This is a genomic window from Streptococcus cristatus (assembly GCF_963529205.1).
GTDB lineage: Bacteria > Bacillota > Bacilli > Lactobacillales > Streptococcaceae > Streptococcus > Streptococcus cristatus_O.
The window spans coordinates 1-22,569 of sequence record NZ_CAURYF010000020.1; the positions used below are offsets into that span (position 1 = coordinate 1).

Consider the following 22,569-nt stretch of genomic DNA (forward strand, 5'->3'; position numbering starts at 1 on the left):
TTCTATAAGAAATAAATCTCATAGAGTTTAAACTATTTTTTGATAGATGTCAACTCGTAACTATTTCTATAGGAAAACTTATTTTAAAATTTGAACTCAGAAAGGACGTCAGATCCTGCTGTGATGCACTTTGCACCCTCTTGAATCAAATGATGGCAACCGTCAGATTTCCCATCCAAAATTGACCCTGGAATGGCAAAGACATCCCGCCCCTCTTCCATTGCCCGCTCACAAGTAATCAGACTGCCTGAGCGAATCTTGGCTTCCGCCACAATGACTCCTCGACAGAGACCAGCGATGATACGATTTCGCTCTGGAAAATGAAATTTCAAGGGTTGCTCACCCGGCCCATACTCCGTCAGCAATAAATGATTTTTGCCAATATAAGCCTGCAGTTTTTGATTGGCCTTGGGATAGAAGACATCTAGCCCCGTTCCAATGACAGCAATAGTTTGGCCACCATTTTGCAGGGCAGCCATGTGGGCCACGGTATCAATTCCACGAGCCAGCCCGCTGACGATAACCAGCTCATTATTCAACTCCTTAATGATTTTCTGCACAGCAGCATTTCCCTGCTTACTGCTATCTCGACTACCGACAATAGCTATCTTGGGCATTTCTAGCAAATTTAAATTTCCTTGATAAAATAACAAAGTCGGTGCATCGTAAATCTCGCATAAATCCCAAGGGTAAACATCATCCAAGATTGAAAAGGAGGGAAAACGTTCAAACTCTTCTTTCAACAATGTTAAGTCTAATCGTCTGTACTTTTCCATAAAGAGAGCGGGATTGCGGCACTCAGAAACGACTGCCTTGTCTCGCAAAGATAACTCTCCCTCTTTATTTTCTGCATATCTCAAAATATTTAAGACCTGTTGATTGGTCAAGCCAGCTTTTTTCATTTTATAAATTTCAAAATTATTCATTTTTATCACCTCACTTTCTTATTCGTAAAAAAGTTCAAAAAAAGAGGCTGGGACAAAAGTCCTAGCCTCTCAATTGTCTTTGGATTGTCGAGCAAGACGCAGTGGTTGAGTGGGCTCTACTACGCTGATTTCATCAGCTTTTATAGCCCTACTCAACTGTGCGGAGGTGGGACGACGAAATCGAATTCTAACGAATTACCGATTTCTATCCCACTCTCTGTTTCTTATTCGATTAATTATTGAGAAAATGGTTGAGTTCTTCTATTCTTTATGAACAGGAATTTCCTTAATAATCTTAGCAGGATTGCCAGCTAGGACTAGATTATCGCCAAATGATTTAGTTACCACTGCACCAGCTCCAACTACGACATTATCTCCCAGCGTCACGCCTGGTAGAATGGTTACACCACCGCCAGCCCAGAAATTGTCACCAATCTTAATGGGTGCCCCGTATTCAATGCCGGAATTTCTTTCCACTGGGTCAAGCGGATGTAGCGGCGTCAGAAACTGGCAATTGGGACCCAGCATGGCATTCTTTCCAATGGTAATAGGACAGACATCCAGCATAGTCAGGTTCCAGTTAGAACAAAAATTTTCTCCTAAATGAATGTTAATTCCGTAGTCGCAAACCAAATCTGGCTTCATAGCAAGATTCTCCCCTGTGCTGCCAAACCACTCCTTGGCGATAGCGCTACGTTTTTCAATATCTCGTTCTTGGTTAAAACGATATTGAAATTCTTTGGAGCGGGCTCTAATTTTTCTTAAATCTTCATCTTGTGGTCGGTAAATCTCTCCAGCAATCATTTTTTCGTATTCGCTTCGCATGGCATCCTCCTTTTCATGCTTATTCACACATTGATTTTACGGGCTCAAATGTTTTGCGATGAATAGGAGTTACGCCGTTTCGTTCCAATCCCTGTAAATGGCTCTTAGTGCCATAACCAGCATTCTGAGCAAAGTCATAGCCTGGATAAATCTGGTCAAAATCCGCCATCATCTTGTCCCTCGTCACCTTGGCTACGATAGAAGCCGCAGCGATGGACAAGGAATTGGCATCGCCCTTAATAATGGACTGCTGAGGCAAGGGTAGGTCTAACTTCATCGCATCAATCAAGAGGCAATCTGGCTTTATCTTGAGCTGGGCTACAGCTTCTGCCATGGCTAGCTTGGTTGCTTCATAGATATTGACTCGGTCAATCATTTGATTGTCCATAATGCCCAAACCAACGGCTAAGGCCTGATCTAGCACCGCTTGATAAATTTCCTCATGTTTTTTCTTGGGAATCTTTTTACTGTCATTCAGACCTTTGATTTTGCAGTTAGGAGGCAGAATGACTGCCGCTGCGACTACTGGACCAGCTAAGGGACCTCGTCCGACTTCATCAATGCCAGCAATCGCCTGAAATCTTTGACTATAGAGTTCTTTTTCATAGCGCAGCATGTACTCTAGACGTAGGTCTTCATCTAGCTCTGCTTGGATTTCTTTTTGGCGCTTGAGTAAGAGTTTTTGAACACCGCTTCGCTCATCCTGCTTTAAAGCCTGAAAAAGTGGATCCTGCAAGTCAAATACTTGAGCCAGCTGCTCTTGGATTTCCTTAATCGTGGCCATCCAATTCCTCCAATGTATCCAGTGTATAGCGACCTAAGCGCCCATCACGCACTTCCTTGACAAAGAGGCTGTAAAAGCGATCATAGTCCTCTCTGAAACCCAATTTCTGGGTCATATCCATAATCATGTCTGGCGCTTCCAGCTCTAAATCCAGCTGCTTAAAGCGCTCCTGCAGTGCCTTAGGATAATGCTCTTTGAAATAATTGAGTCCAAAAATAGTAACTTCGTCCATGGGCAGCAAATTGTCCTTGATAGCACCCGTCAAAGCGAGTTTCAAAGCCACCATTTCATCTTCAAATTTTGGCCAAAGAATCCCCGGTGTGTCTAGAATTTCCAAATCCTTATTGGACTTGAGCCACTGCTGACCTTTGGTGACCCCTGGTTTATTGCCGACTATCGCGATTTTCTTACCAGCCAGTCGGTTCATCAGCGTTGACTTTCCAGCATTGGGAATCCCGATAATCATGGTCCGCAGAGTCTCGATTTGAATTCCTCTTTCTCGCTGGCGAGCGAGCTTATCAGCCATCAATTTCTTAGCTGCTTCGGTCACTTTTTTGACTGCAGATTGCTCCTTAGAGTTAATGGCCAAGGTTTTGATTCCCTGACTTTCAAAATAGGCCTGCCATTCCTTGGTTAAGTTTGGATCCGCTAAGTCGGCCTTATTTAAAATCAATAATTTGGGCTTATCCCCAACAATTTTGGTCAACATAGGATTTTGACTGGACAAGGGCAACCTCGCATCCACCAAAATCGTCACAAAATCTACAAATTTAATACTTTCTTGAACCTGTCTCCGAGCCTTGGACATGTGCCCTGGAAACCATTGAATCGTTGCCATTAAAAACCTCTTTCTTACAATATTCTAGTATCTCATTATACCAAAAAAATAGAGAATAAAATAGTAAAATCGCTCTCTCAAACTGACAGAAGCGATTCACTATTCTTATAAAAATGACGGTTTGCGATCCTGTTTATCCGTGAATGGAACTCGTGGTTCACGAATCCTAGTCACATAATCAACAAACTCCTCGCCAGTCTGGTCAAACTCAGCAACTGCGAAAAATTGATCGTGGTAAAAGAAAAACTTATAGTGGTTTTCAAAAGCTTCTTTGAGCCATTTGTCTTTGGCAACGATTGAACGCATCGGGTAATCATCTACCGCAGCAACCCATAGAGGTTTGCGATGAGCATGAGTCAGCACCAAATCAGCCATATGAATCATGGTTTCCTCGCCCTGTTTGAGTAAGATGATGCTATGACCGTTACTGTGACCGCCTGTATGAACCATTTGAATTTCTGGAATGACATTTAGATATTCAGTAAAAGTTTCAACCTGATCCTGGATTGGCTCCCAATTTTCCTTTAGATAAGTTCCCCTTGTCCGACTATTGGGATTTCGCATTTCGTACCATTCCATCTCATTTACAAAAATCTTTGCATTTGGGAATTTTGAAACAAGCTGATTGTTCTCATCTAGTCTAGTCAAACCGCCAGAGTGATCATGGTGCATGTGCGTCATTAAAATATGGGAAATATCTTCTGGCTTTAATCCCAAAAGTGCCAAGCTTTCTTCAACGCGGCTCTCAGAAAGAATACCGAGATTACGGCGTTGTTTATCAGAAAGCTTAGCCGTATCAAAACTCGCATCAATTAAATAATTCTGCCCCTTGTATTGAATCAAAATCGGATCTGTCAGTTCAGCCATCATATTTTCTTCTGTTGTTGGATAATAACGTGACCAAACAACCTTTGGTACCGGGCCAAACAAGGTGCCTGCATCTGTGAGCTTATCCGCTCCACGCAACCAAGTCAGCTTCATTTCCCCAAACTGATACTCTTGTAATTTGAGTTCTGTCATTTTTTACTCCTTTAACCATCTTTCTGCGATTTCTTTTCTGATCGAATTTCCTGACCGTCCATAATTCTCAATAATCTCAGCATCTTTAAAATAGCGTTTGATGTTCACATGATCAAATTTTTGTAAAGGTCCGATAAGACGGAGGATTTCATCTGTAACCTCTAGCGCTACCTTAGTCATATAGAGCTTTATCCGTGCAACAAACTTGGAATCTTCTTCTATTTGATTAGGATAGGATGAGAAATAAGCATCTGCAGCACAAATTTTATTGTATAGATCTGCGAACTTGTACTGATGCAACTCAACATCCATCAGCCGCTTGCCGAATCCTCTTTTTACACGTGCAAACTCAAGCCCCTTATGAAAAGCACCTTCGGCAACTCCTAAAGCAACCGCACTCAAGCCAAGTTGCATATTCTTTATGATATCATTAAATTGTTCATTTCCAGCCAAGACTCCGCCTAATAAGGCAGTTTCTGGCAGGTTTACCTTGTCCAAGATAACAGAACTTAGTGGAAGTGCTAGTAAACCTTGCTTTTCTATCTGCTCACCAATGAGCACACCCGAAGCACTCGTCTCCACAATGAAGAATCCGTAGGAATCGGGCTTTCCAGCCTCTCTTACTTTGGCTAAGATCAAGAGAAGGTCCGCAATGCTGCTATTTGACACCTTAGCTTTTTCTCCCGAAAGTTGCCAACCTGTCTCTGTCTTAATCGCATAGGTCTCCAAATCTGCCAAAGTATTTAGATGCTTAGACTCAGAAAATCCAAGACCTGCTTTACAAGTTCCCTTTACCAACTTGTCCAGATAACGTTCTTTCTGTTGCCCCGTACCAAAATTCAAAATCGGATAAACACCATAACAACCTTGGGTCAGCAATATAGTTGAAAGAGCTGGAAACTCATTCGAAATCATTCGAATAGAGCTGATAAAATCAGAAGCCAAGGCCTGATGGTCTTCTGATAAAATCGGTGAAAAAATATCAAAATCCGTCGTCAATTCTTCCCAAATCTCCTGAGGAAAGTCGACTGACTCATCATGATTTTTCATGTAGTCTCTAATAGCTGTATTTACATATGAACTCAATGCTGCTGTTTTAGTACTGGACTTCATCATCAATTCTCCCTCTATGAATGTGGCTCAGAAAGAGGCTGATAATAACCTTTTAAAAGCTCTTCATATACGTATGCTTCTACCTCATTATAGTTTGCTTTATAAGGACGGCAGAACCAAATATTGAAAGGCACCGGATCCTTAAAGCGTACAACCTTAAATTTATTCTTATCAACAAAATACTCCAAAGGACGAGGTAAAAGTGCAATCATATCGTTTTGATAAGTTGACTCTATCAAGAAATCCCATGTCGATGATAAATAGGCAAAATTTGCTTTTATCTTTTTACTCTTTAATTTTTCAGTGATTAAATCGTAGGTTGTAAATGATTTATTAAAGGTCGCTAAACCGTACTGAGCTATATCTTTCCATTCCAATAATTCTTTGTCCGCCAAAGGATGATTCTTATCCATATAAGCTACGTATTCATCAACTTGGATGATATACTGTTCATATTTCTTTGGATCCAGATTGGTAGGTTCAATCACTACCGCAAAATTCAAATCACCCGTAACCAACTTTTGGCGCAATTCATTACTTCCATCCTCAGTAACCTGAATGTTAACTTGCGGATTGTCTTGTAAGAACTTTGGTAAAATACTAGAAAAATATACACGTAAAATCAATGATGGAATGCCCAAGTTAAAGGTCCCTTTTTGTTTGAGAGCTTCCATATGAATCATTGATTGCATCTCTTCATGCCGGTTGACAATCTCTGTGGCAAAGCGGTAAATCTTACCACCAGCTTCCGTCAGACTCTCTAATCTTCCATTTCTACGATTGAAGAGCTGGATTCCTTCCGTTGATTCAAAATTTGTGACAAACTGACTCAAGGCTGACTGGCTGATATGAATTTTCTTAGCTGCGATAGAAAGATTGCATCCACATTCGACGATATTGATAAAGTAAGTCATTTGAATTATATCCACTTTTCGTCTCCCATCTTTCAAATTTCACGAGGTAATTTGCCATAAATAAAACAGCAACTGGCCCTCGAAACCATGATGACCAGTTGCTAGTATTCTGATTAAAAACTAATCATCACTCAAGTTGTCATAAACACATAGTAACACACTTTCAGAGAAAGAGGAGATTAATTGCTTACTAACCTTATTAGATTGACATCGTTTTCAAGTCTTCTGAAACAATTACTTCTCCTGCTGTCTTTTCAAGCACTTCCTCTAAGGTAACGCCAGGTGCAAGTTCTTTCAAGAGGAACTTACCATCTTGGAAACCAAAGACAGCCAACTCTGTAATGACTAGATCAAGAACTCCTTTAGCAGAAAGTGGCAAAGTGCACTCTGGCAAGAGTTTAGATTCACCATCTGAAGTAGTATGCTGGATTGCACCGATAACACGTTTCGCTCCAACCAACAAGTCCATCGCTCCACCCATTCCTGGGGCAAACTTCCCTGGAATAATCCAGTTAGCAATACTACCATCTTGACTTACTTCCAAAGCTCCTAGCACGGTCGCATCAACGTGTCCACCACGGATGATCGCGAAGGAAGTCTGCAAGTCAAACAATGCTGCTCCAGGTAAGAGAGTAATTGGCGCTCCACCAGAGTTTGCTAAGTTTGGATTGTAAGTATCTTTCGTTGGTGTTTCACCAAAGCGAAGAGCTCCATTTTCAGCCTGAAGAATAACGTTTACTCCGTCAGGAATATAGTCAGCAGATGCGTTTGGAATACCAAATCCTAGATTGACAACATCTCCATCTTTAAATTCTTGTGCAACACGTCTTGCAATAATTTCTTTTGCTTTCATATTAGTTCACCCCCGCCAATTTTTTAGTCTCTGTCCAAAGATCACCCATCATCTTATGGTGTTCTTCTGGAGTCAAGCTTTGGACGACATAGTCAACAAGGATGCCCGGAACATAAATATCATTCGGATGAATTTCGCCAGCTTCAACAATTTCATTCGCTTCAACGATAACAGTATCTGCTGCGAGTGCTAATTGCAAGGAAATGTTTTTCGTAGTACCATCGATATACAAGTTGCCGTATTTGTCAGCTTTAGTCGCTTTGATTAAGGCAACATCGATTTTAAGTGGATCATAGACCAAGTATTCACGGCCATTACGCTCTACTTTTTCATAATCTTTTTCTAAGATTGTTCCGACTCCTGTCGGGGTCAAGACAGCTCCTAAGCCAGCTCCAGCTGCATGGAGACGCTCGACAACAGTTCCCATCGGTGTAAATTCGACTTCCATCTTCTTTTCAAAATACTCACGTTGAGCTGCTGCAGATGTTCCTACGTGGGCTGCAATATATTTTTTTACTTGGTGATTTTCACAGAGTCGTCCAACCCCAACTTCTTTACCAGGATGAGATGTTACCACCGATACCAAAGTCAAGTCTTGCTGGTTTTGTTTTACTAATTCTTCAATCAATTCAAAAGGTTCACCGACTCCGAGGAATCCAGAAATTCCAACGATATCGCCCGATTTGACTTTAGAAATAGCTTCTGATAATGATACAACTGATTTCATGCTGATACCTCCTCTTTTACTTACGATTGAAAACAGCTTTGCGTTTTTCAACAAAAGCACGCATTCCTTCTAGTTTGTCTTCTGTAGAGAAGAGCAATGCTTCTGCTTCTGTTTCCAGACGGATTGCATTTTTAAGAGGAAGTTCCGCACCAACTTGAATGACATGTTTTGCTTTTTCAACAGCTAACGGTGCATTCTTCATGATGGCTGCGGCTAATTCTTCAGCTGAAGACAACAATTCTTCAGCAGGAACCAGTTTGTTAAGAATACCTAAGTCATAGGCTTCTTGACCTTTCACTGTACGAGCAGTGAAGATAAGTTCTTTGGCACGGCTAGTTCCAATCAAGCGAGACATCCGTTGAGTACCAGCAAATCCTGGAATAATACCCAAGCCAACTTCTGGGAAGCCAACCACTGTTTTTTCAAATCCAATACGGATATCTGTTGAAAGTGCTAGTTCCATACCACCACCGAGTGCATAACCATTGATGACTGCAATCGTTGGTTGGCGTAAATCTGAAAGGCGAGTAAATGTATCATTTGCAAATGTCATGTATTCAAATGCTTGAATAGGTGACATCAAATCCATTTCCTTGATGTCTGCTCCAGCGACGAATGCTTTTTCTCCTGCTCCAGTTACGATGACAACGCGAATTTCTTCGCTTTTCTCAACTTGATCAAGAACTTCATTCAAATCAGCTAAAACTTGAGAACTCAAGGCGTTCAAAGCTTCAGGACGGTTGATAGTAATATATCCAATCCCATTTTTAACTTCTAATAAAACAGTTTTACTCATTTTTATGCTCCTACTTATAAAAATTGAATGACTAAGTATGGTGTCAACAAATACTTAAACCACAAATGTAAGAGCTTACATTCTTATAATATACCATTTCTCACACTTCGTCTACTTAATCATCATTTATACATCGATAAGCTAAGCTTATAGTTTTGATATTCAAATTAATTTTTCGAAAAATAAAACAAGTCCTATCAAGGCTTGTTTGAAAAAACAGCTCATCGATAGGACTTGTTTATATAGTAGAAGCAAATGGAAAACTTCAAAAATGAACTAGGGTTTAGCGTTCTACGATGACCGCTGTACCCATTCCGCCACCTATACAAAGGGTAGCAAGGCCACGCTTAACATCACGTTTTTGCATTTCATGCAAAAGTGTTACCAAAATACGGCAGCCTGAAGCACCGATTGGGTGACCAAGAGCAATCGCACCACCATTTACATTGACTTTTTCAGGATCAAGATTCAGTTCTTTTCCAACGGCACATGCTTGCGCTGCAAATGCTTCATTGGATTCAACCAAATCTAAATCTTCCACTGTAAATCCGCCTTTTTCAAGGGCTTTGCGAGATGCGTAAATCGGACCACAACCCATAACTTTTGGATCTAGTCCAGCGCTTGCGTAAGATTTGATCGTTGCTAAAACTGGAACGCCCAATTCTTTAGCCTTATCAGCACTCATAACAACAACTGCTGCTGCACCGTCGTTAATACCTGAAGCATTACCAGCAGTTACAGTACCATCTTTCTTGAACACTGGACGCAATTTTCCCAATCCTTCAAGAGAAGCATCTTTTCTTGGAAATTCATCTGTATCAAATACGATAGGATCACCCTTACGTTGCGGAATTTCAACAGGAACAATTTCTTCTTTGAAACGACCAGCTTCGATCGCTGCAACTGCACGTTTTTGAGATTGCACAGCAAAGTTATCTTGGTCTTCACGTGTAATGCCATATTGTTCAGCAACGTTTTCAGCTGTAATTCCCATATGGAAGGATTCAAAGGCATCTGTCAAGCCATCGCGAAGCATAGTGTCTACCACTTGAGAGTCTCCCATACGAGCGCCCCAACGTTGGTTTTGAAGGACATAAGGAGCTTGGCTCATGTTTTCAGCCCCACCAGCTACAACGATATCAGCATCTCCACACAATACAGCTTGAGCCGCCAATTGAACTGCTTTCAAACCAGAGCCACAAACTTTGTTAATAGTGAAAGCTGGAGAAGCTACTGGGACACCTGCGTTAACACTCATTTGACGAGCTACGTTTTGACCAAGACTTGCACCCAGAACATTCCCCATGATAACTTCATCAACTTGTTCGGGTTTCAAATTTGCTCGTTCAATAGCACTTTTAATAACCAAACTACCTAGATCAACAGCCGAAACATTTTTTAAAGTTCCACCAAAAGAACCTAAAGGTGTGCGGACTGCTGCTACAATAACTGCTTCTTTCATTTCTCGCTCCTTATATCTTAATATTTAAAGAATCCTTCTTTAGTCTTGCGACCAAGCTTACCAGCTTCAACCATCTTCTTCAGAAGTGGAGCAGGACGATACTTAGGATCTCCAAATCCATTGTTTAATACTCCCATGATAGCCAAGCAGACATCAAGACCGATCAAGTCAGCCAATGCCAATGGGCCAATTGGGTGATTAGCGCCTAGTTTCATTGCTTCGTCAATTTCTTCTGCTGAAGCAATTCCTTCTCCTAAGATGAAAATAGCCTCATTGATCATTGGAATCAAGACACGGTTCACAACAAAACCATAAGAATCTTTCACATCTACAGCTGTTTTACCGATTTTTTCAGTCAATTCACGAACAGCTTTCACAACTTCATCTGATGTTTGAAGCGCACGAATAACTTCAACCAATTTCATAACTGGTGCTGGGTTGAAGAAGTGCATACCAATAACGCGTTCTTGATGAACTGTCGCAGCTGCAATATCAGTAATAGATAGAGATGAAGTGTTTGAAGCCAAAATAGTTTGAGGATCAGTCAACTCATCCAACTGTTTAAAGATGCTCAATTTGATGTCGCGATTTTCAGTAGCCGCTTCAATAACCAATTGAGCATGTTTAGCATCTTCATAAGATGTAGAAGGAATCAGATTTGCCAAAATGCTATCTTTATCTTCTTCCGACAAACGACCTTTCTCAACAGAACGAGACAATTGCTTAGTAATACCATCCAGTCCTCTTTGAACAAATTCTTCCTTGATATCATTGAGATAAACTGTGAAACCTGATTGAGCAAAGACTTGTGCAATACCGCTTCCCATTTGACCTGATCCGATGATCATCACTTTTGAAATACTCATTTTTTTCTCCTATTTACTATCAAAATATAAACTTCAAAAAGAAAGAATCGGAACGATTACTAGCAAATGCTGAGCAATCGTTCCAAATTCATTATTATACAAATGCTCCAATACCAGTAATTTCACGGCCTACGATCAAAGCATTCACTTCATGAGAACCTTCATATGTGTAGATTGCTTCAGCATCTGCAAAGAAGCGAGCTACATCAGTTTCAAGAGTGATTCCGTTACCACCACATGTTTCACGAGCAAGTGCAACTGTTTCGCGCATTACCAATGAGTTGTGCATCTTAGCAAGTGCAGAGTTCAGCATCAATTCGTTACCTGCTTCTTGCATTTCTGCAATACGAGCTGAATATGAAAGTACTGCCACTGCGTTAGCTTGCATTCTAGCCAATTTTTCTTGTACGATTTGGAATGCAGCAATTGGACGTTTGAATTGTTGACGATCTTTAGCATATTTAAGAGCTGCTACGTATGAACCACAAGTGATAGCAGTTGCAATGTGAGCAACGTCAGCACGAGTGAATGTCAAGATACGAGCTACATCGCCAAATCCATTGATGTTTACCAAACGGTCTGAATCTGGAACTTCCACGTTCTTCATAGTAATGTGACCATTACGTACACAACGAAGAGCAGTTTTGTGAGGGATTGGTTCTGCATGATATCCAGGAGCACCTTTACGAACGATGAAACATTTCACTTTTCCATCTTCAACGTCACGAGCGAATACTGGAACAACATCAGCTGTGTCTGATCCACCGATCCAACGTTTTTCTCCGTTCAAGATCCATTTATCGCCAACACGCTCAGCTGTTGTTGCAAGCCCTCCAGCAATGTCAGAACCTGACAACGGCTCAGTCAAAGCGAAACATCCTTGCCAGTCAAATGCAGCTAACTTAGGAAGGAACTCTTTTTGTTGACGCTCGTCACCACCAAGCAAGACTGTGTTGTAGCAAAGTCCACCATGAACTGTGAAGAAAGTCGCTATAGACGCATCGAAACGGCCTAATTCCAAATACAAGAATGCGATGTAAAGTTCTGATGGTTTGTAGTTGCCTTCGCGTCCTTCGAACAATTTAGGGTTGTTCATGATTTGAGCGCCTTTAGCAACTGCATAGAATTCTTCAAATGGGAAATCAGGTGCTTCCCAATATTCATTAATGACTGGACGAAGATGTTTTTCAATCAAACGACGAGTTTCTTGCAATACTTCCGCTTCTCCCAATGTCAAGCCATCTGCATAGTGGAAAAGATCCTCAGGGTATAGTTCACGCAAAATTTCTTCTTTAGTTGCCATTTTATTGACTCCTTTTGTATAGTTTTTATTTGTAATAATAGCGCTTTCATTTTGCAGCTCAGTATTTGTTGACGCTTTCATTTTATATCTAATATGTTATGATGTCTACTTAAGAAAGATTAATAAGACCATAAGTTTAGATTATACATATTGATTTTACTGGCTTTGAAAGGTCTTTTTCTAATAAAAACTAGGAAAAATCTTTGAATACGGTTACAAATTTTAAAGAAAAATCTACTTTGAAGTGACTTTATAAATTGAGTTTTGCAAAAGAAAAAGCCCATGTGGGCTTTTCAGCATTGTTATCGGATTTGCTCAAAATGCAAATGGACAGCGATATGATCACCGTAACCACTGCGCTCCAAATCACGCTGCAAGCGATAGGAAATATAATGCTCAGCAATAGTGATATAGCCCGCTCCCAAGAGACGGTTCTCAACCATAGACTGAATCATACTGATAGTCGCACGCTCAACCTTGGCTTCTTCCAAATCTAACACGACTTTTTTTGTCACCAAGGCTAGATTTTGACGGAGATCGTCTGTCAAGACATAAACGGTTTGAGCTGCTTTTAATACCGCTTGATAGATTTTATCTGGGTCAAAGTCAACGACTTCCCCACTGCGTTTAATAACTTTCATAAAATACTCCTTTATTTATATATTTCTGATATAGTGTAAATCTCTGGCTTGGCTGCTATCAATCCAATTTTCAGTAGCAGACTCAAAGACAAAGCCCTCTTTTTCATAAAAAGGAAGACCAATAGCATTTCCTTCCGTTACTGTGACAGCTTGTTCTCTAGCCTGATATTGTGATTTTTGATAAGTTGTCAAGGTCGCCAGTAACTCATGACCGATTCCCAAACGTTGAGCCTGCGGCAAGACATAGAGAACGTAGACATTGGCTCTGCCGTCCTCACTCATTCCACCACCAATACAACCAAGCACCTGCCCATTCACTTCTGCCAGCCAATAGCCGTTCCATTCGGTAGAAAGTTCAGTCAAGTCCTTATACAAACGTTCCTGGCTATAAAAAATGTCAAACACTCGTTCTATGTAGGAAGAGGAATAAATATCTTTATAGGTAGTCAGCCAAGTTTCTCTACATATTTTTTGGATTAGTTGCCAATCATCCTTGCTTGCCTTACGAACCCGCATTTCATCACCTCTCAAGCTAGAACTTACCCTATCATTATACAATTTTTTCTTGTTTTTTTCAAAAAGATAGGACTAACTAATCAGGCATATACTATATACCATTTTACTCTAATACAATGTCTTGTTTCTTGTAACGATATTGCATTTTCCAATGATTTTCAGATACTTCTTCTAATTTCAGAGTTTTGTTAATCTTATTAAAAGGCAGTTTCTCTTCCTCAACTTTCTTTAGGAGCTCAACTAATAAATCACCCCCAGCGTTTAGAGAAATTAAACTATCATCCTCACTATCGTATTGAAGTAAAACTTTCTTAGTCGGTTTGTGGATGACATTATAAAGATTAAAAGCCCTTTTAATGTCAAAATTCTTCTCTTTGTCGGCTATCATTGATACAGTATGCAACTCTAACCGACCGATTTTAAAAGCCCCGAACAGACTGACAACAATCCCTAATCCAGCAAGTGTTTCCCAGATAAGAGAGAAAAGTTTTAAATCCCAATCTGTTATAAGGTTAAGAAGTAGATAAAGAGCCCCCAAACCGAACCCTAACAAAATTAGACCTGCGCCATAAAAACTTGCCTTATCACCAGTTCGAATAATTGGCTTGTCGTAAACTCTCTTCCCCTCAAGTTTTTCCAGACTGCGCTTTGCCTTGTACTCTTCAATTCGTTGACTATGCTTTTCTGTCATACTATTTAATCACACCTTACTTATCTATATAAAATCTAAACCAAAATTGCCGATCAATAATCTGGTCTTAGAACCCCTTTAACAGTCTCTTTAGTCGCTTCATAGTCGCCATCAACTACAACCTTGATAATACGCTTAGCATCTTCTTCAGGAGCTGGCACAAGCGGTAAGCGGGTTGGACCTGCTGCAAAGCCCATGTAATTGAGAACGGCCTTGACTGGGGCTGGGCTTGGATAAGAGAACAGGGCATTGACTTTAGGGATGAATTTCCGTTGGATAGCTGCTGCTTTTTTGATATCATTGTGCTCAATAGCATCCAGCATTTCAAACATTTCATCACCATTTGTGTGAGAAGCAACGGAAATAACCCCATCAGCACCTAGATTCATAGCATGAAAGGCATCGCCATCCTCACCCGTATAAATCAGGAACTCCTCTGGACGATGCTCAATCAAATAAGCCATATTAGCCAGACTCGTACATTCCTTCACGCCAATAATATTTGGGTGCTCTGCCAGCCTCAACATAGTCTCAGGTGTCATCTCAACTACTACCCGTCCTGGGATATTATAGATAATGATAGGCAGGTTTGAAGCATCCGCAATGGCTTTAAAATGCTGATACATGCCTTCTTGAGACGGTTTATTGTAATAGGGAACAATGGCCAAACCAGCCGCAAAACCACCAACCGCATCTACTTCTTTGACAAATTCGATGGAGTCACGCGTTTCGTTGGTACCGACACCAGCTATCAAAGGAACACGCCCCTTGACAACTTCTTGTACAGCCGCAAATAATTCCAACTCTTCATCGTGGGTCAGGGTTGGACTCTCAGCAGTCGTTCCAGCTAGCAAAATCCCATCCGTATGGTGAGCCAACAAATGCTCAATTAAGTCTGGAATGGCCTCAAAATTGATGGAGCCATCTTCATGAAAAGGCGTAATGAAAGCTGTGATGATTTTACAATTCTTCAAATCTGCGTATGCCATAGACTTACCTCTCTTTGTATGAAAAGAGGATTGAATGACAGATATTCAATCCTCGACCTGTCACATATTTTCAGACAGTTTATTTTAATTCAAAAACAACTTCTTCCGTCGGACGGACCAAACCACGCTCATGCAATGTCTCTGCGATTTGAACAGAATTCCATGCTGCTCCCTTCAAGAGATTGTCTGAAACAACCCACATATGGATTCCTTTTTCTGCATCCAAGTCTTTACGGATACGACCTACAAAAGTATCGCGTGAACCAACTGCGTTAATTGCTTGAGGATAGATTTGGTGAGCTACATCATCTTCAAGAACTGCACCTGGAAAGGCTGCAATAGCTGCTTTCACTTCTTCAATTGGTGCTACTTCTTTTGTTTCGATGTAAACAGACTCAGAGTGAGCTGACAAGACGGGAATACGCACACATGTTGCAGATACTGCAATGCTGTCATCTTCCATGATTTTCTTAGTTTCCTTGGTCATCTTCATCTCTTCATAAGTGTAGTCGTTGTCAGTAAAGACATCGATTTGTGGAAGAGCGTTAAAAGCGATAGGATAGTGTTTCTTGTCACCGCCTGAAGGTAAGATTTCCGCATGCAAATCACGTGGATTAACACCATCATTCAACACTTCACGAAGCTCGCGTTGCGTTTCAAGAATGGCTCCCATACCTGCACCAGAAACCGCCTGATAAGTTGAAACAATGATACGCTCCAAGCCCCATTGCTGACGGACTGGCTCCAAGGCCACCATCATCTGAATAGTTGAGCAATTAGGACAAGCGATAATCCCTTTATGCTGATCTAGTGCATGAGCGTTTACTTCTGGAACAACCAGAGGCACATCAGGATTTTGGCGGAAATATGAGGTGTTGTCCACTACGACTGCACCAGCTTTAACTGCATAGGGAGCATATTTTGCTGAAGTAGAGCCACCAGCTGAGAAAAGAGCGATGTCTACACCTTCAAAGGCAGTTTCTGTTGTTTCTTCGATCGTAACATCTTGTCCCTTGAACTGAAGAACCTTACCAGCTGAACGAGCAGAAGCCAAATAACGGATCTTATCAATTGGAAGTGTTGATTCTTCCAGCATTTTAATCATTTGAGCGCCAACAGCACCTGTCGCGCCGACTACAGCAACTGTATATCCCATACAATCCACCTCTGAATTTTCTAAAAATTTTGTATATTCTAGTATTATACTATTTTTAAGGAAAAATGCAAATATTTCTAAAGAATTATGGACTTATTTTGTTGCAATGCTCAGCGCTCACAATACTGACCGTCTCAGTATCAATGTCTCTTAGATCAACTTCGACCAATGGTCTCGCCAATCTAAGAGACATAGAAAAATCCCCAATCCGTAGACTGGGGATAAGGGCACTTTCGTGTGATCAGCAGGTTCACACAACTGATCAAGGTCCGCTCCTGCGTTTATGACCTCCCATGCTTCAATTTGCAGAAAATCTGCATATCGACTCATCGCACCTATTTATCATAAGCTATAGCGTAGAAAATGTCAAGCTATAAAGATTAGTCAACCATCACAGATACTTACTTCCTTCTCGAAGACTAAGTGCAGCCATTTCTGCTCGATGCCGTTCTATAAAATCTCTGACCCAGTCTGGATTGGTTTTTGAATAATCTCTCAGCGCCCATCCGATGGCCTTGTTAATAAAAAATTCTGTTTGGCTTAGATTATTCACTAAAATTTTCTCGAGCAACTCTGTGTCTGTTTTCTCTTTTCGCAATAGCTGATGATCAATGGCTAATCGCCGCAACCAAAAATCTTTATCGCAACTCCAGGATAAAATAATCTCTTTGGTTTCTGGAAATCGGGCAATGATAGATCCGACCAAGCGGTCCAAAAAGTCAATGGTATCCCACCAAGACTTAGTTTGAGCTAGTTTCTTCAAACGTGGCAAGTCAGATGGGGTCAAGAGCTTCTTGCGACTTTCCAGATAATCTAGCGCGGCATACTGCAATTCTCGATAGGAATTGTCCCAAGATTCATTTATAAAAACCCAATCAATGACGGAGTCAGTCTGCTGTTTGAAAAAAGCCTTTGCGAGTTTCCGCCTAGCTGGAGTCTTGACTCCTATAAAGTCAAATTTATTTTTCATATAGGCTTTCATAGCTACTGCATCATCAAGGCTAGCTACTGCTTTTAACTCTTTTACCAATTCTTCTACATTCATATCCTACTCCAGCAATTCACGGTCATAAATAGTGTAGTCACAGCGATAAATCACGAGGCGCTTGCCGTCAATCAGCAACTCAGAGGTTTTGGGAGCATCAGATTTATCGAGAGAGACACGGTCGCCAGCATAAGCTGCCAGCGGAGTCCCGTTTTGCGAGCGAATCAGAATGACCTTCTTCTTGCCAGTAAATTCGTTTTTGAAGGCTGAAATCATGCGATTCAAAACGGGAACTGCATGGCTATTCTCCTCAACATCTGCAGTCTTTTGATACTGGGAAAATACGTCTTTCAAGCCCTTTTCTTCTGCAATCAAGGAAGAACCTACATGGTCAATCTCGTACTTACCCAAGGTGATTTTGAGAACAGATGAGTCTTCTTTGGAATTCCCTTCCGCATCAACTGAGTCAAACTCCTCATTACGCGAGATGGATAGGGACTTGCCCGACATCTGGTCAATAAGCTGAGAATTTTCATCATAAGTGCGAACTGTCATCTCCAGCCCCAGCCATTCCTCCTTGGCATTTTTAAACCACTTTTCAACGGACTGACAACCGGTCAAGCTCAAAAGGGCAATGCTTATAAGAAGAGTTATTAGGTATCTCTTTTTCATTATTTATGCTCCATATTTTTTTCGTATAAGGAAATTTCTTTTGCAATTTGCGATTTGGCAGCTTTTCCCATCAACAATAATTTGATAGGCCTCATCACTTGCAGTCCTAGGCCACCCATTGTATAGTAAGATAGGCGATAGTAAAAATAATTAACAAATTCAATGATGGCAAACAACCAAAGTAAAACTCCAATAATGATATTACTGCTACTACTCACTCTAAAAGACCAGATCCAAATCGGTATATATGCAAGCAGCATCATTAAATCTAGCACTTTTAATCCTTTATAAAGAGGTACAAGTAGTTGAGCTTTCAGGGCCTTCTTCTTTTGGATTCGTCTTAAACAGTTAAGCCAATAGAGGGACCCTTGAACCAATATCAGATTAAGAATTAACAATGGAAAATAAAGGACTGCACTAGATGTGGCAAATCGGGTCTCTGATTTCGTATACAGGACATACACGATACAAAATAACACAACACTTATTGATTCCCCTGAGGCAAGGTAAATTAATTCCTGTTTGAGACTTCTTTTTTTCAATGTTCATCCTCCTATGAGCAAAAACTAGGTGATGGGAATATGGCTTTATTATATCAAAATATCTGGAATTTAAGTCTAAAAGAGAGAGGCCAGGCTCTGTTTAGCCCAACCTCTTCTTATATCTTAAATTCAATTAGAACAGACCAATCGCTGTACCGTCTGCCGCCACATCCATATTAAGTGCTGCAGGACGTTTTGGTAGACCTGGCATTGTCATGACATCTCCTGTCAAAGCCACGATAAAGCCTGCCCCAAGTTTTGGTACCAATTCACGAATGGTAATTTCAAAGTTTTCTGGTGCGCCCAGAGCAGCAGGATTGTCTGAGAAGCTATATTGGGTTTTGGCCATACAGACTGGCAGCTTGTCCCAGCCGTTCTTGACGATTTCCCGAATCTGAGTCTGTGCTTTTTTCTCAAAGTTCACTTTTGAACCACGATAGATTTCTGTGACAATCTTCTCGATTTTCGCTTCAATTGTTGAGTCGTTGTCATAAAGACGAGTGTAGTTTGCTGGATTTGCGTCAATGGTTTTGACAACAGTTTCAGCCAGAGCCACACCGCCATCAGCGCCATCAGCCCAGACACTAGCAAGCTCAACCGCTACCCCGATTTCTGCACAGAGTTCCTTAAGAGTAGCAATTTCAGCTTCCGTATCTGAAACAAATTCATTGATGGCTACTACTGCTGGAATACCGAACTTGCGGATATTTTCAACGTGACGTTTGAGATTGGCAAAGCCAGCTCGGACCGCCCCAACATTTTCTTCAGTAAGTGCATCCTTAGCCACACCACCATTCATCTTGAGCGCACGCAAGGTTGCAACGATTACGACTGCATCTGGAGAAGTTGGCAAGTTAGGAGTTTTAATATCCAAGAATTTCTCTGCACCAAGGTCCGCACCGAATCCGGCTTCTGTCACCGTATAATCAGCCAAGCGCAGCGCTGTACTAGTCGCCAAGACTGAGTTACAGCCATGGGCGATATTGGCAAACGGTCCGCCATGAACAAAGGCTGGTGTACCGTAAATAGTCTGAACTAGATTTGGCTTAATTGCATCTTTCAAGACTAAAGCCAGAGCCCCTTCTACCTCAAGGTCACGAACATAGACTGGTGTGCGGTCATAGCGATAGCCGATAACGATGTTAGCCAAGCGATTTTTCAAATCTTCAATATCCGTTGCCAAGCAAAGAATCGCCATGATTTCAGAAGCAACCGTGATATCAAAACCATCTTCGCGCGGAATACCGTTGAGCGGGCTGCCTAAGCCAACCGTCACGTGGCGCAGTGCTCGGTCATTTAGGTCCACAACACGTTTCCAGATAATACGACGTTGGTCGATACCTAGCTCATTTCCCTGATGCAAATGATTATCGATGAGAGCAGACAGAGCATTATTAGCAGTCGTAATGGCGTGCATGTCACCAGTGAAATGCAGGTTGATGTCTTCCATCGGTAAAACTTGCGCGTGACCACCACCAGCTGCGCCTCCTTTGATTCCCATAACAGGCCCTAGGGAAGGTTCGCGGATAGCAATCATAGTTTTCTTGCCAATCTTGTTAAGCGCGTCAGCCAGTCCAATGGTAATGGTGGACTTACCTTCTCCAGCAGGTGTCGGATTGATTGCCGTTACTAAAATCAGCTTGCCGACAGGATTTTCTGCTACTTCACGAATCTTGTCAAAACTGAGCTTGGCCTTGTACTTTCCATACAGCTCCAAGTCCTCGTAATCAATACCAACCTTTTTTACTACATCCACAATAGGCTGTAATTCAATACTCTGAGCAATTTCGATATCTGTTTTCATTAGGAACTCCTCTAATTTGATGAAACTATTATAACAAATATGATATAAAACTGCACATTTAAACTCCAATAGCAACATAATGTTCGGTAATTACTTCATTTTTTTCATACAATACATCTTCTTTAGTGAAAAAATAAGTTTAACTAAATTGAACCTTAAGTTAATTTTATTTTACTAAATTCGTTTTTTCTTGTAGAATAAAGCTATGAATATATTGATTACCTCTGGCGGAACGAGTGAAAGAATCGACCAAGTCCGCTCTATCACTAATCATTCGACGGGTCAACTTGGGAAAATGATAGCTGAGCATTGCTTGGCAGAGGGTGCTTCGGTGACTCTGCTGACAACGGCAAAAGCTGTTAAACCGGACCCGCATGAAAACCTAACGATTAAGATCATTGAAGATACGGAGCAGCTCCTGACAGCTATGGAAGGGCTGGTGCCAGCTCATGATGTACTCATTCATTCAATGGCTGTTTCTGACTATAAACCAGTTTATATGGCAGGATTTGAGGAGGTTCTTGCCAGTTCAGATTTGGCAGAATTTCTGGAAAAAAGTAATTTTGAAAGTAAGATTTCATCTGCTGATGACTATCAGGTACTTTTCCTCAAGAAAAATCCTAAAATCATCAGCAAGGTTAAGGAATGGAAGCCCAATATTCGATTGATTGGCTTTAAGCTCCTGGTAGGTGTCTCTAAAGAAGAGTTACTAGCTACTGCTAGAGCTAGTCTTGAAAAAAATCAAGCTGAATTAATTGTAGCCAACGATTTGACTGAAATTGCTAGCGGGCAACACCACGCTTATCTCCTAGGAGCAGACACTATCACAGAAGCTTTCTCCAAGGCAGAAATTGCTGAACAATTGTTAAGGCATATCCAGAAAGGAGACAGTTCATGATCCATGTTACTCTCGCTGTCACGGGCAGTATTTCAGCCTATAAGGCAGCAGATATTACGAGCCAGCTGGGTAAGCTAGGCTATGGTGTGTCTGTTCTCATGACGGAAGCTGCCAGTCACTTTATCACCCCGCTGACTTTACAGGTTTTATCAAAGAATCCTGTTTCCCTTGACCTTATGGACGAGCCGAGGCCAGACAAGGTCAACCATATTGAGATTGGCAAAGAAACAAATCTTTTCTTAGTCGCTCCTGCAACAGCTAATACCATCGCCAAACTGGCTAATGGTCTAGCGGATAATATGGTAACCGCTACAGCCCTTGCTCTCCCATCTCATGTCAAAAAAACCATCGCACCAGCCATGAATACCAAGATGTATGAAAATCCACTCACTCAGCACAATTTGGAAAGATTAAAAAAATTTGGCTGGGAGATTATCGAACCGCGTGAAGCTGTTCTAGCTTGCGGAGATCATGGGACTGGCGCTCTAGCTGATGTCAATATTATTATAGAAAAAGTAAAGGAAATTATAAATGAGAAAACAATCTAGTATCGCGCAAATTGCTATCTTTTTTGCTATTATGTTAGTGCTCCATCTGCTGAGCTCTGTTATTTTCAACCTACTACCGGTTCCGATTAAACCGACCATTATTCATATTCCAGTCATTATTGCTAGTATTATCTACGGACCGCGAATTGGAGCTGTTCTTGGAGCCCTGATGGGGGTAATCAGTGTGGTGACCAACACCGTTGTCCTGCTGCCAACTAGCTACCTCTTCAGTCCTTTTGTAGAAAACGGTAGCATCAATTCATTGATGATCGCTATGGTTCCACGTATTCTAATCGGAATCACTCCGTATTTTGTCTACAAATGGATGAAAACTAAGCCAGGTTTAGTTTTAGCTGGTGCTGTAGGCTCAATGACCAACACAATCTTCGTTCTCGGAGGAATTTTCATTCTATTTTCATCTGTTTACAATGGAGATATCAAAGCCATGCTTGCATTGATTTTTTCAGCTAATGCAATCTCAGAAATGATTATTTCTGCTATCCTTACAGTTGCAATCGTTCCAGCACTTGAAAAACTTAAAAAATAATCACCTAGCGTGATTATTTTTTTTGATCCAAGCATGCTCATTTTTTCAAAGTATTTCACTATTTTTTAGGTCAGTACTTTCAAAAAATATGAAAATATGTTACAATGAAAGCGATTGAACAAACAAGAAAATCTTGTGCCCTTTCTTAAAACC

Annotated in this window: 25 protein-coding genes; 3 read left to right on the top strand and 22 right to left on the bottom strand. The window is 41.1% G+C overall.

The window, feature by feature from the left end; translation table 11 throughout:
* Window positions 1-83 precede the first annotated feature (83 nt).
* The 22 genes from dprA to RWS39_RS05735 form a co-directional block, all read right to left on the bottom strand.
* Window positions 84-926 carry a DNA-processing protein DprA gene (dprA, locus tag RWS39_RS05630; protein WP_314481283.1) on the bottom strand — a complete coding sequence of 281 codons (843 nt, stop codon included), beginning with the start codon at window positions 924-926 and terminating at the stop codon, window positions 84-86.
* Between the two features lie 261 nt (window positions 927-1,187).
* Window positions 1,188-1,751: a sugar O-acetyltransferase gene (locus RWS39_RS05635; RefSeq protein WP_314481346.1), complete on the bottom strand. Its 564-nt coding sequence runs from the start codon at window positions 1,749-1,751 to the stop codon at window positions 1,188-1,190.
* A gap of 19 nt (window positions 1,752-1,770) precedes the next feature.
* Window positions 1,771-2,535: a ribonuclease HII gene (locus tag RWS39_RS05640; protein WP_314481284.1), complete on the bottom strand. Its 765-nt coding sequence runs from the start codon at window positions 2,533-2,535 to the stop codon at window positions 1,771-1,773.
* Window positions 2,522-3,373, bottom strand: coding sequence for a ribosome biogenesis GTPase YlqF (ylqF, locus tag RWS39_RS05645; protein WP_045497395.1), 852 nt, complete (start codon window positions 3,371-3,373; stop codon window positions 2,522-2,524). The genes RWS39_RS05640 and ylqF overlap by 14 nt, the downstream gene beginning before the upstream one ends.
* A gap of 105 nt (window positions 3,374-3,478) precedes the next feature.
* Window positions 3,479-4,393, bottom strand: a complete 915-nt coding sequence (locus RWS39_RS05650; RefSeq protein WP_048764406.1) for an MBL fold metallo-hydrolase — start codon at window positions 4,391-4,393, stop codon at window positions 3,479-3,481.
* A gap of 3 nt (window positions 4,394-4,396) precedes the next feature.
* The gene (locus tag RWS39_RS05655) at window positions 4,397-5,509 is read right to left on the bottom strand and encodes an acyl-CoA dehydrogenase family protein (protein ID WP_314481287.1); all 1,113 of its coding nucleotides are present in this window, start codon (window positions 5,507-5,509) and stop codon (window positions 4,397-4,399) included.
* A gap of 11 nt (window positions 5,510-5,520) precedes the next feature.
* Window positions 5,521-6,435: a LysR family transcriptional regulator gene (locus RWS39_RS05660; protein WP_167320510.1), complete on the bottom strand. Its 915-nt coding sequence runs from the start codon at window positions 6,433-6,435 to the stop codon at window positions 5,521-5,523.
* A gap of 184 nt (window positions 6,436-6,619) precedes the next feature.
* Entirely contained in the window at window positions 6,620-7,273 is a 654-nt protein-coding gene (locus RWS39_RS05665) for a 3-oxoacid CoA-transferase subunit B (RefSeq protein ID WP_149517306.1), read from the bottom strand.
* 1 nt (window position 7,274) lies between these two features.
* Window positions 7,275-8,000 carry a CoA transferase subunit A gene (locus tag RWS39_RS05670; protein ID WP_314481293.1) on the bottom strand — a complete coding sequence of 242 codons (726 nt, stop codon included), beginning with the start codon at window positions 7,998-8,000 and terminating at the stop codon, window positions 7,275-7,277.
* A 16-nt stretch (window positions 8,001-8,016) separates the two neighbouring features.
* Entirely contained in the window at window positions 8,017-8,796 is a 780-nt protein-coding gene (locus tag RWS39_RS05675; protein WP_005590351.1) for an enoyl-CoA hydratase/isomerase family protein, read from the bottom strand.
* 283 nt (window positions 8,797-9,079) lie between these two features.
* Window positions 9,080-10,258, bottom strand: coding sequence for an acetyl-CoA C-acetyltransferase (locus tag RWS39_RS05680; RefSeq protein ID WP_314481295.1), 1,179 nt, complete (start codon window positions 10,256-10,258; stop codon window positions 9,080-9,082).
* A gap of 17 nt (window positions 10,259-10,275) precedes the next feature.
* Window positions 10,276-11,124, bottom strand: a complete 849-nt coding sequence (locus RWS39_RS05685; RefSeq protein WP_314481297.1) for a 3-hydroxybutyryl-CoA dehydrogenase — start codon at window positions 11,122-11,124, stop codon at window positions 10,276-10,278.
* Between the two features lie 94 nt (window positions 11,125-11,218).
* Window positions 11,219-12,427 carry an acyl-CoA dehydrogenase FadE gene (fadE, locus tag RWS39_RS05690; protein WP_005590354.1) on the bottom strand — a complete coding sequence of 403 codons (1,209 nt, stop codon included), beginning with the start codon at window positions 12,425-12,427 and terminating at the stop codon, window positions 11,219-11,221.
* 302 nt (window positions 12,428-12,729) lie between these two features.
* Window positions 12,730-13,068 carry an ATP cone domain-containing protein gene (locus RWS39_RS05695; RefSeq protein WP_015604984.1) on the bottom strand — a complete coding sequence of 113 codons (339 nt, stop codon included), beginning with the start codon at window positions 13,066-13,068 and terminating at the stop codon, window positions 12,730-12,732.
* Between the two features lie 15 nt (window positions 13,069-13,083).
* On the bottom strand, window positions 13,084-13,584 hold the full coding sequence (locus RWS39_RS05700) for a GNAT family N-acetyltransferase (protein WP_314481301.1): 501 nt from the start codon (window positions 13,582-13,584) through the stop codon (window positions 13,084-13,086).
* Window positions 13,585-13,687: 103 nt separating this feature from the next.
* Window positions 13,688-14,275 carry a hypothetical protein gene (locus RWS39_RS05705; RefSeq protein ID WP_314481303.1) on the bottom strand — a complete coding sequence of 196 codons (588 nt, stop codon included), beginning with the start codon at window positions 14,273-14,275 and terminating at the stop codon, window positions 13,688-13,690.
* Between the two features lie 53 nt (window positions 14,276-14,328).
* Complete coding sequence (dapA, locus tag RWS39_RS05710; RefSeq protein ID WP_314481305.1) at window positions 14,329-15,264, bottom strand: 4-hydroxy-tetrahydrodipicolinate synthase; 936 nt, start codon at window positions 15,262-15,264, stop codon at window positions 14,329-14,331.
* A gap of 79 nt (window positions 15,265-15,343) precedes the next feature.
* Window positions 15,344-16,420 carry an aspartate-semialdehyde dehydrogenase gene (locus RWS39_RS05715; RefSeq protein ID WP_005590359.1) on the bottom strand — a complete coding sequence of 359 codons (1,077 nt, stop codon included), beginning with the start codon at window positions 16,418-16,420 and terminating at the stop codon, window positions 15,344-15,346.
* A gap of 391 nt (window positions 16,421-16,811) precedes the next feature.
* Window positions 16,812-17,465 carry a DNA alkylation repair protein gene (locus tag RWS39_RS05720; RefSeq protein WP_314481307.1) on the bottom strand — a complete coding sequence of 218 codons (654 nt, stop codon included), beginning with the start codon at window positions 17,463-17,465 and terminating at the stop codon, window positions 16,812-16,814.
* Between the two features lie 3 nt (window positions 17,466-17,468).
* On the bottom strand, window positions 17,469-18,077 hold the full coding sequence (locus tag RWS39_RS05725) for a DUF5052 family protein (protein WP_314481309.1): 609 nt from the start codon (window positions 18,075-18,077) through the stop codon (window positions 17,469-17,471).
* Window positions 18,077-18,619, bottom strand: coding sequence for a hypothetical protein (locus RWS39_RS05730; protein WP_314481311.1), 543 nt, complete (start codon window positions 18,617-18,619; stop codon window positions 18,077-18,079). The genes RWS39_RS05725 and RWS39_RS05730 overlap by 1 nt, the downstream gene beginning before the upstream one ends.
* A 133-nt stretch (window positions 18,620-18,752) precedes the next feature.
* Window positions 18,753-20,423, bottom strand: coding sequence for a formate--tetrahydrofolate ligase (locus RWS39_RS05735; RefSeq protein WP_314481313.1), 1,671 nt, complete (start codon window positions 20,421-20,423; stop codon window positions 18,753-18,755).
* Window positions 20,424-20,628: 205 nt separating this feature from the next.
* Between RWS39_RS05735 and RWS39_RS05740 the strand changes: the two genes are divergently transcribed.
* The 3 genes from RWS39_RS05740 to RWS39_RS05750 are packed head-to-tail and all read left to right on the top strand — an operon-like array spanning window position 20,629 to window position 22,416.
* The gene (locus RWS39_RS05740; protein WP_314481314.1) at window positions 20,629-21,321 is read left to right on the top strand and encodes a phosphopantothenate--cysteine ligase; all 693 of its coding nucleotides are present in this window, start codon (window positions 20,629-20,631) and stop codon (window positions 21,319-21,321) included.
* Window positions 21,318-21,869, top strand: a complete 552-nt coding sequence (coaC, locus tag RWS39_RS05745) for a phosphopantothenoylcysteine decarboxylase (RefSeq protein ID WP_314481316.1) — start codon at window positions 21,318-21,320, stop codon at window positions 21,867-21,869. The genes RWS39_RS05740 and coaC overlap by 4 nt, the downstream gene beginning before the upstream one ends.
* A complete protein-coding gene (locus RWS39_RS05750) occupies window positions 21,853-22,416 on the top strand; it encodes an ECF transporter S component (protein WP_125446530.1) in 564 nt (187 codons plus the stop codon). The genes coaC and RWS39_RS05750 overlap by 17 nt, the downstream gene beginning before the upstream one ends.
* The last annotated feature ends 153 nt before the right edge of the window (window positions 22,417-22,569 follow it).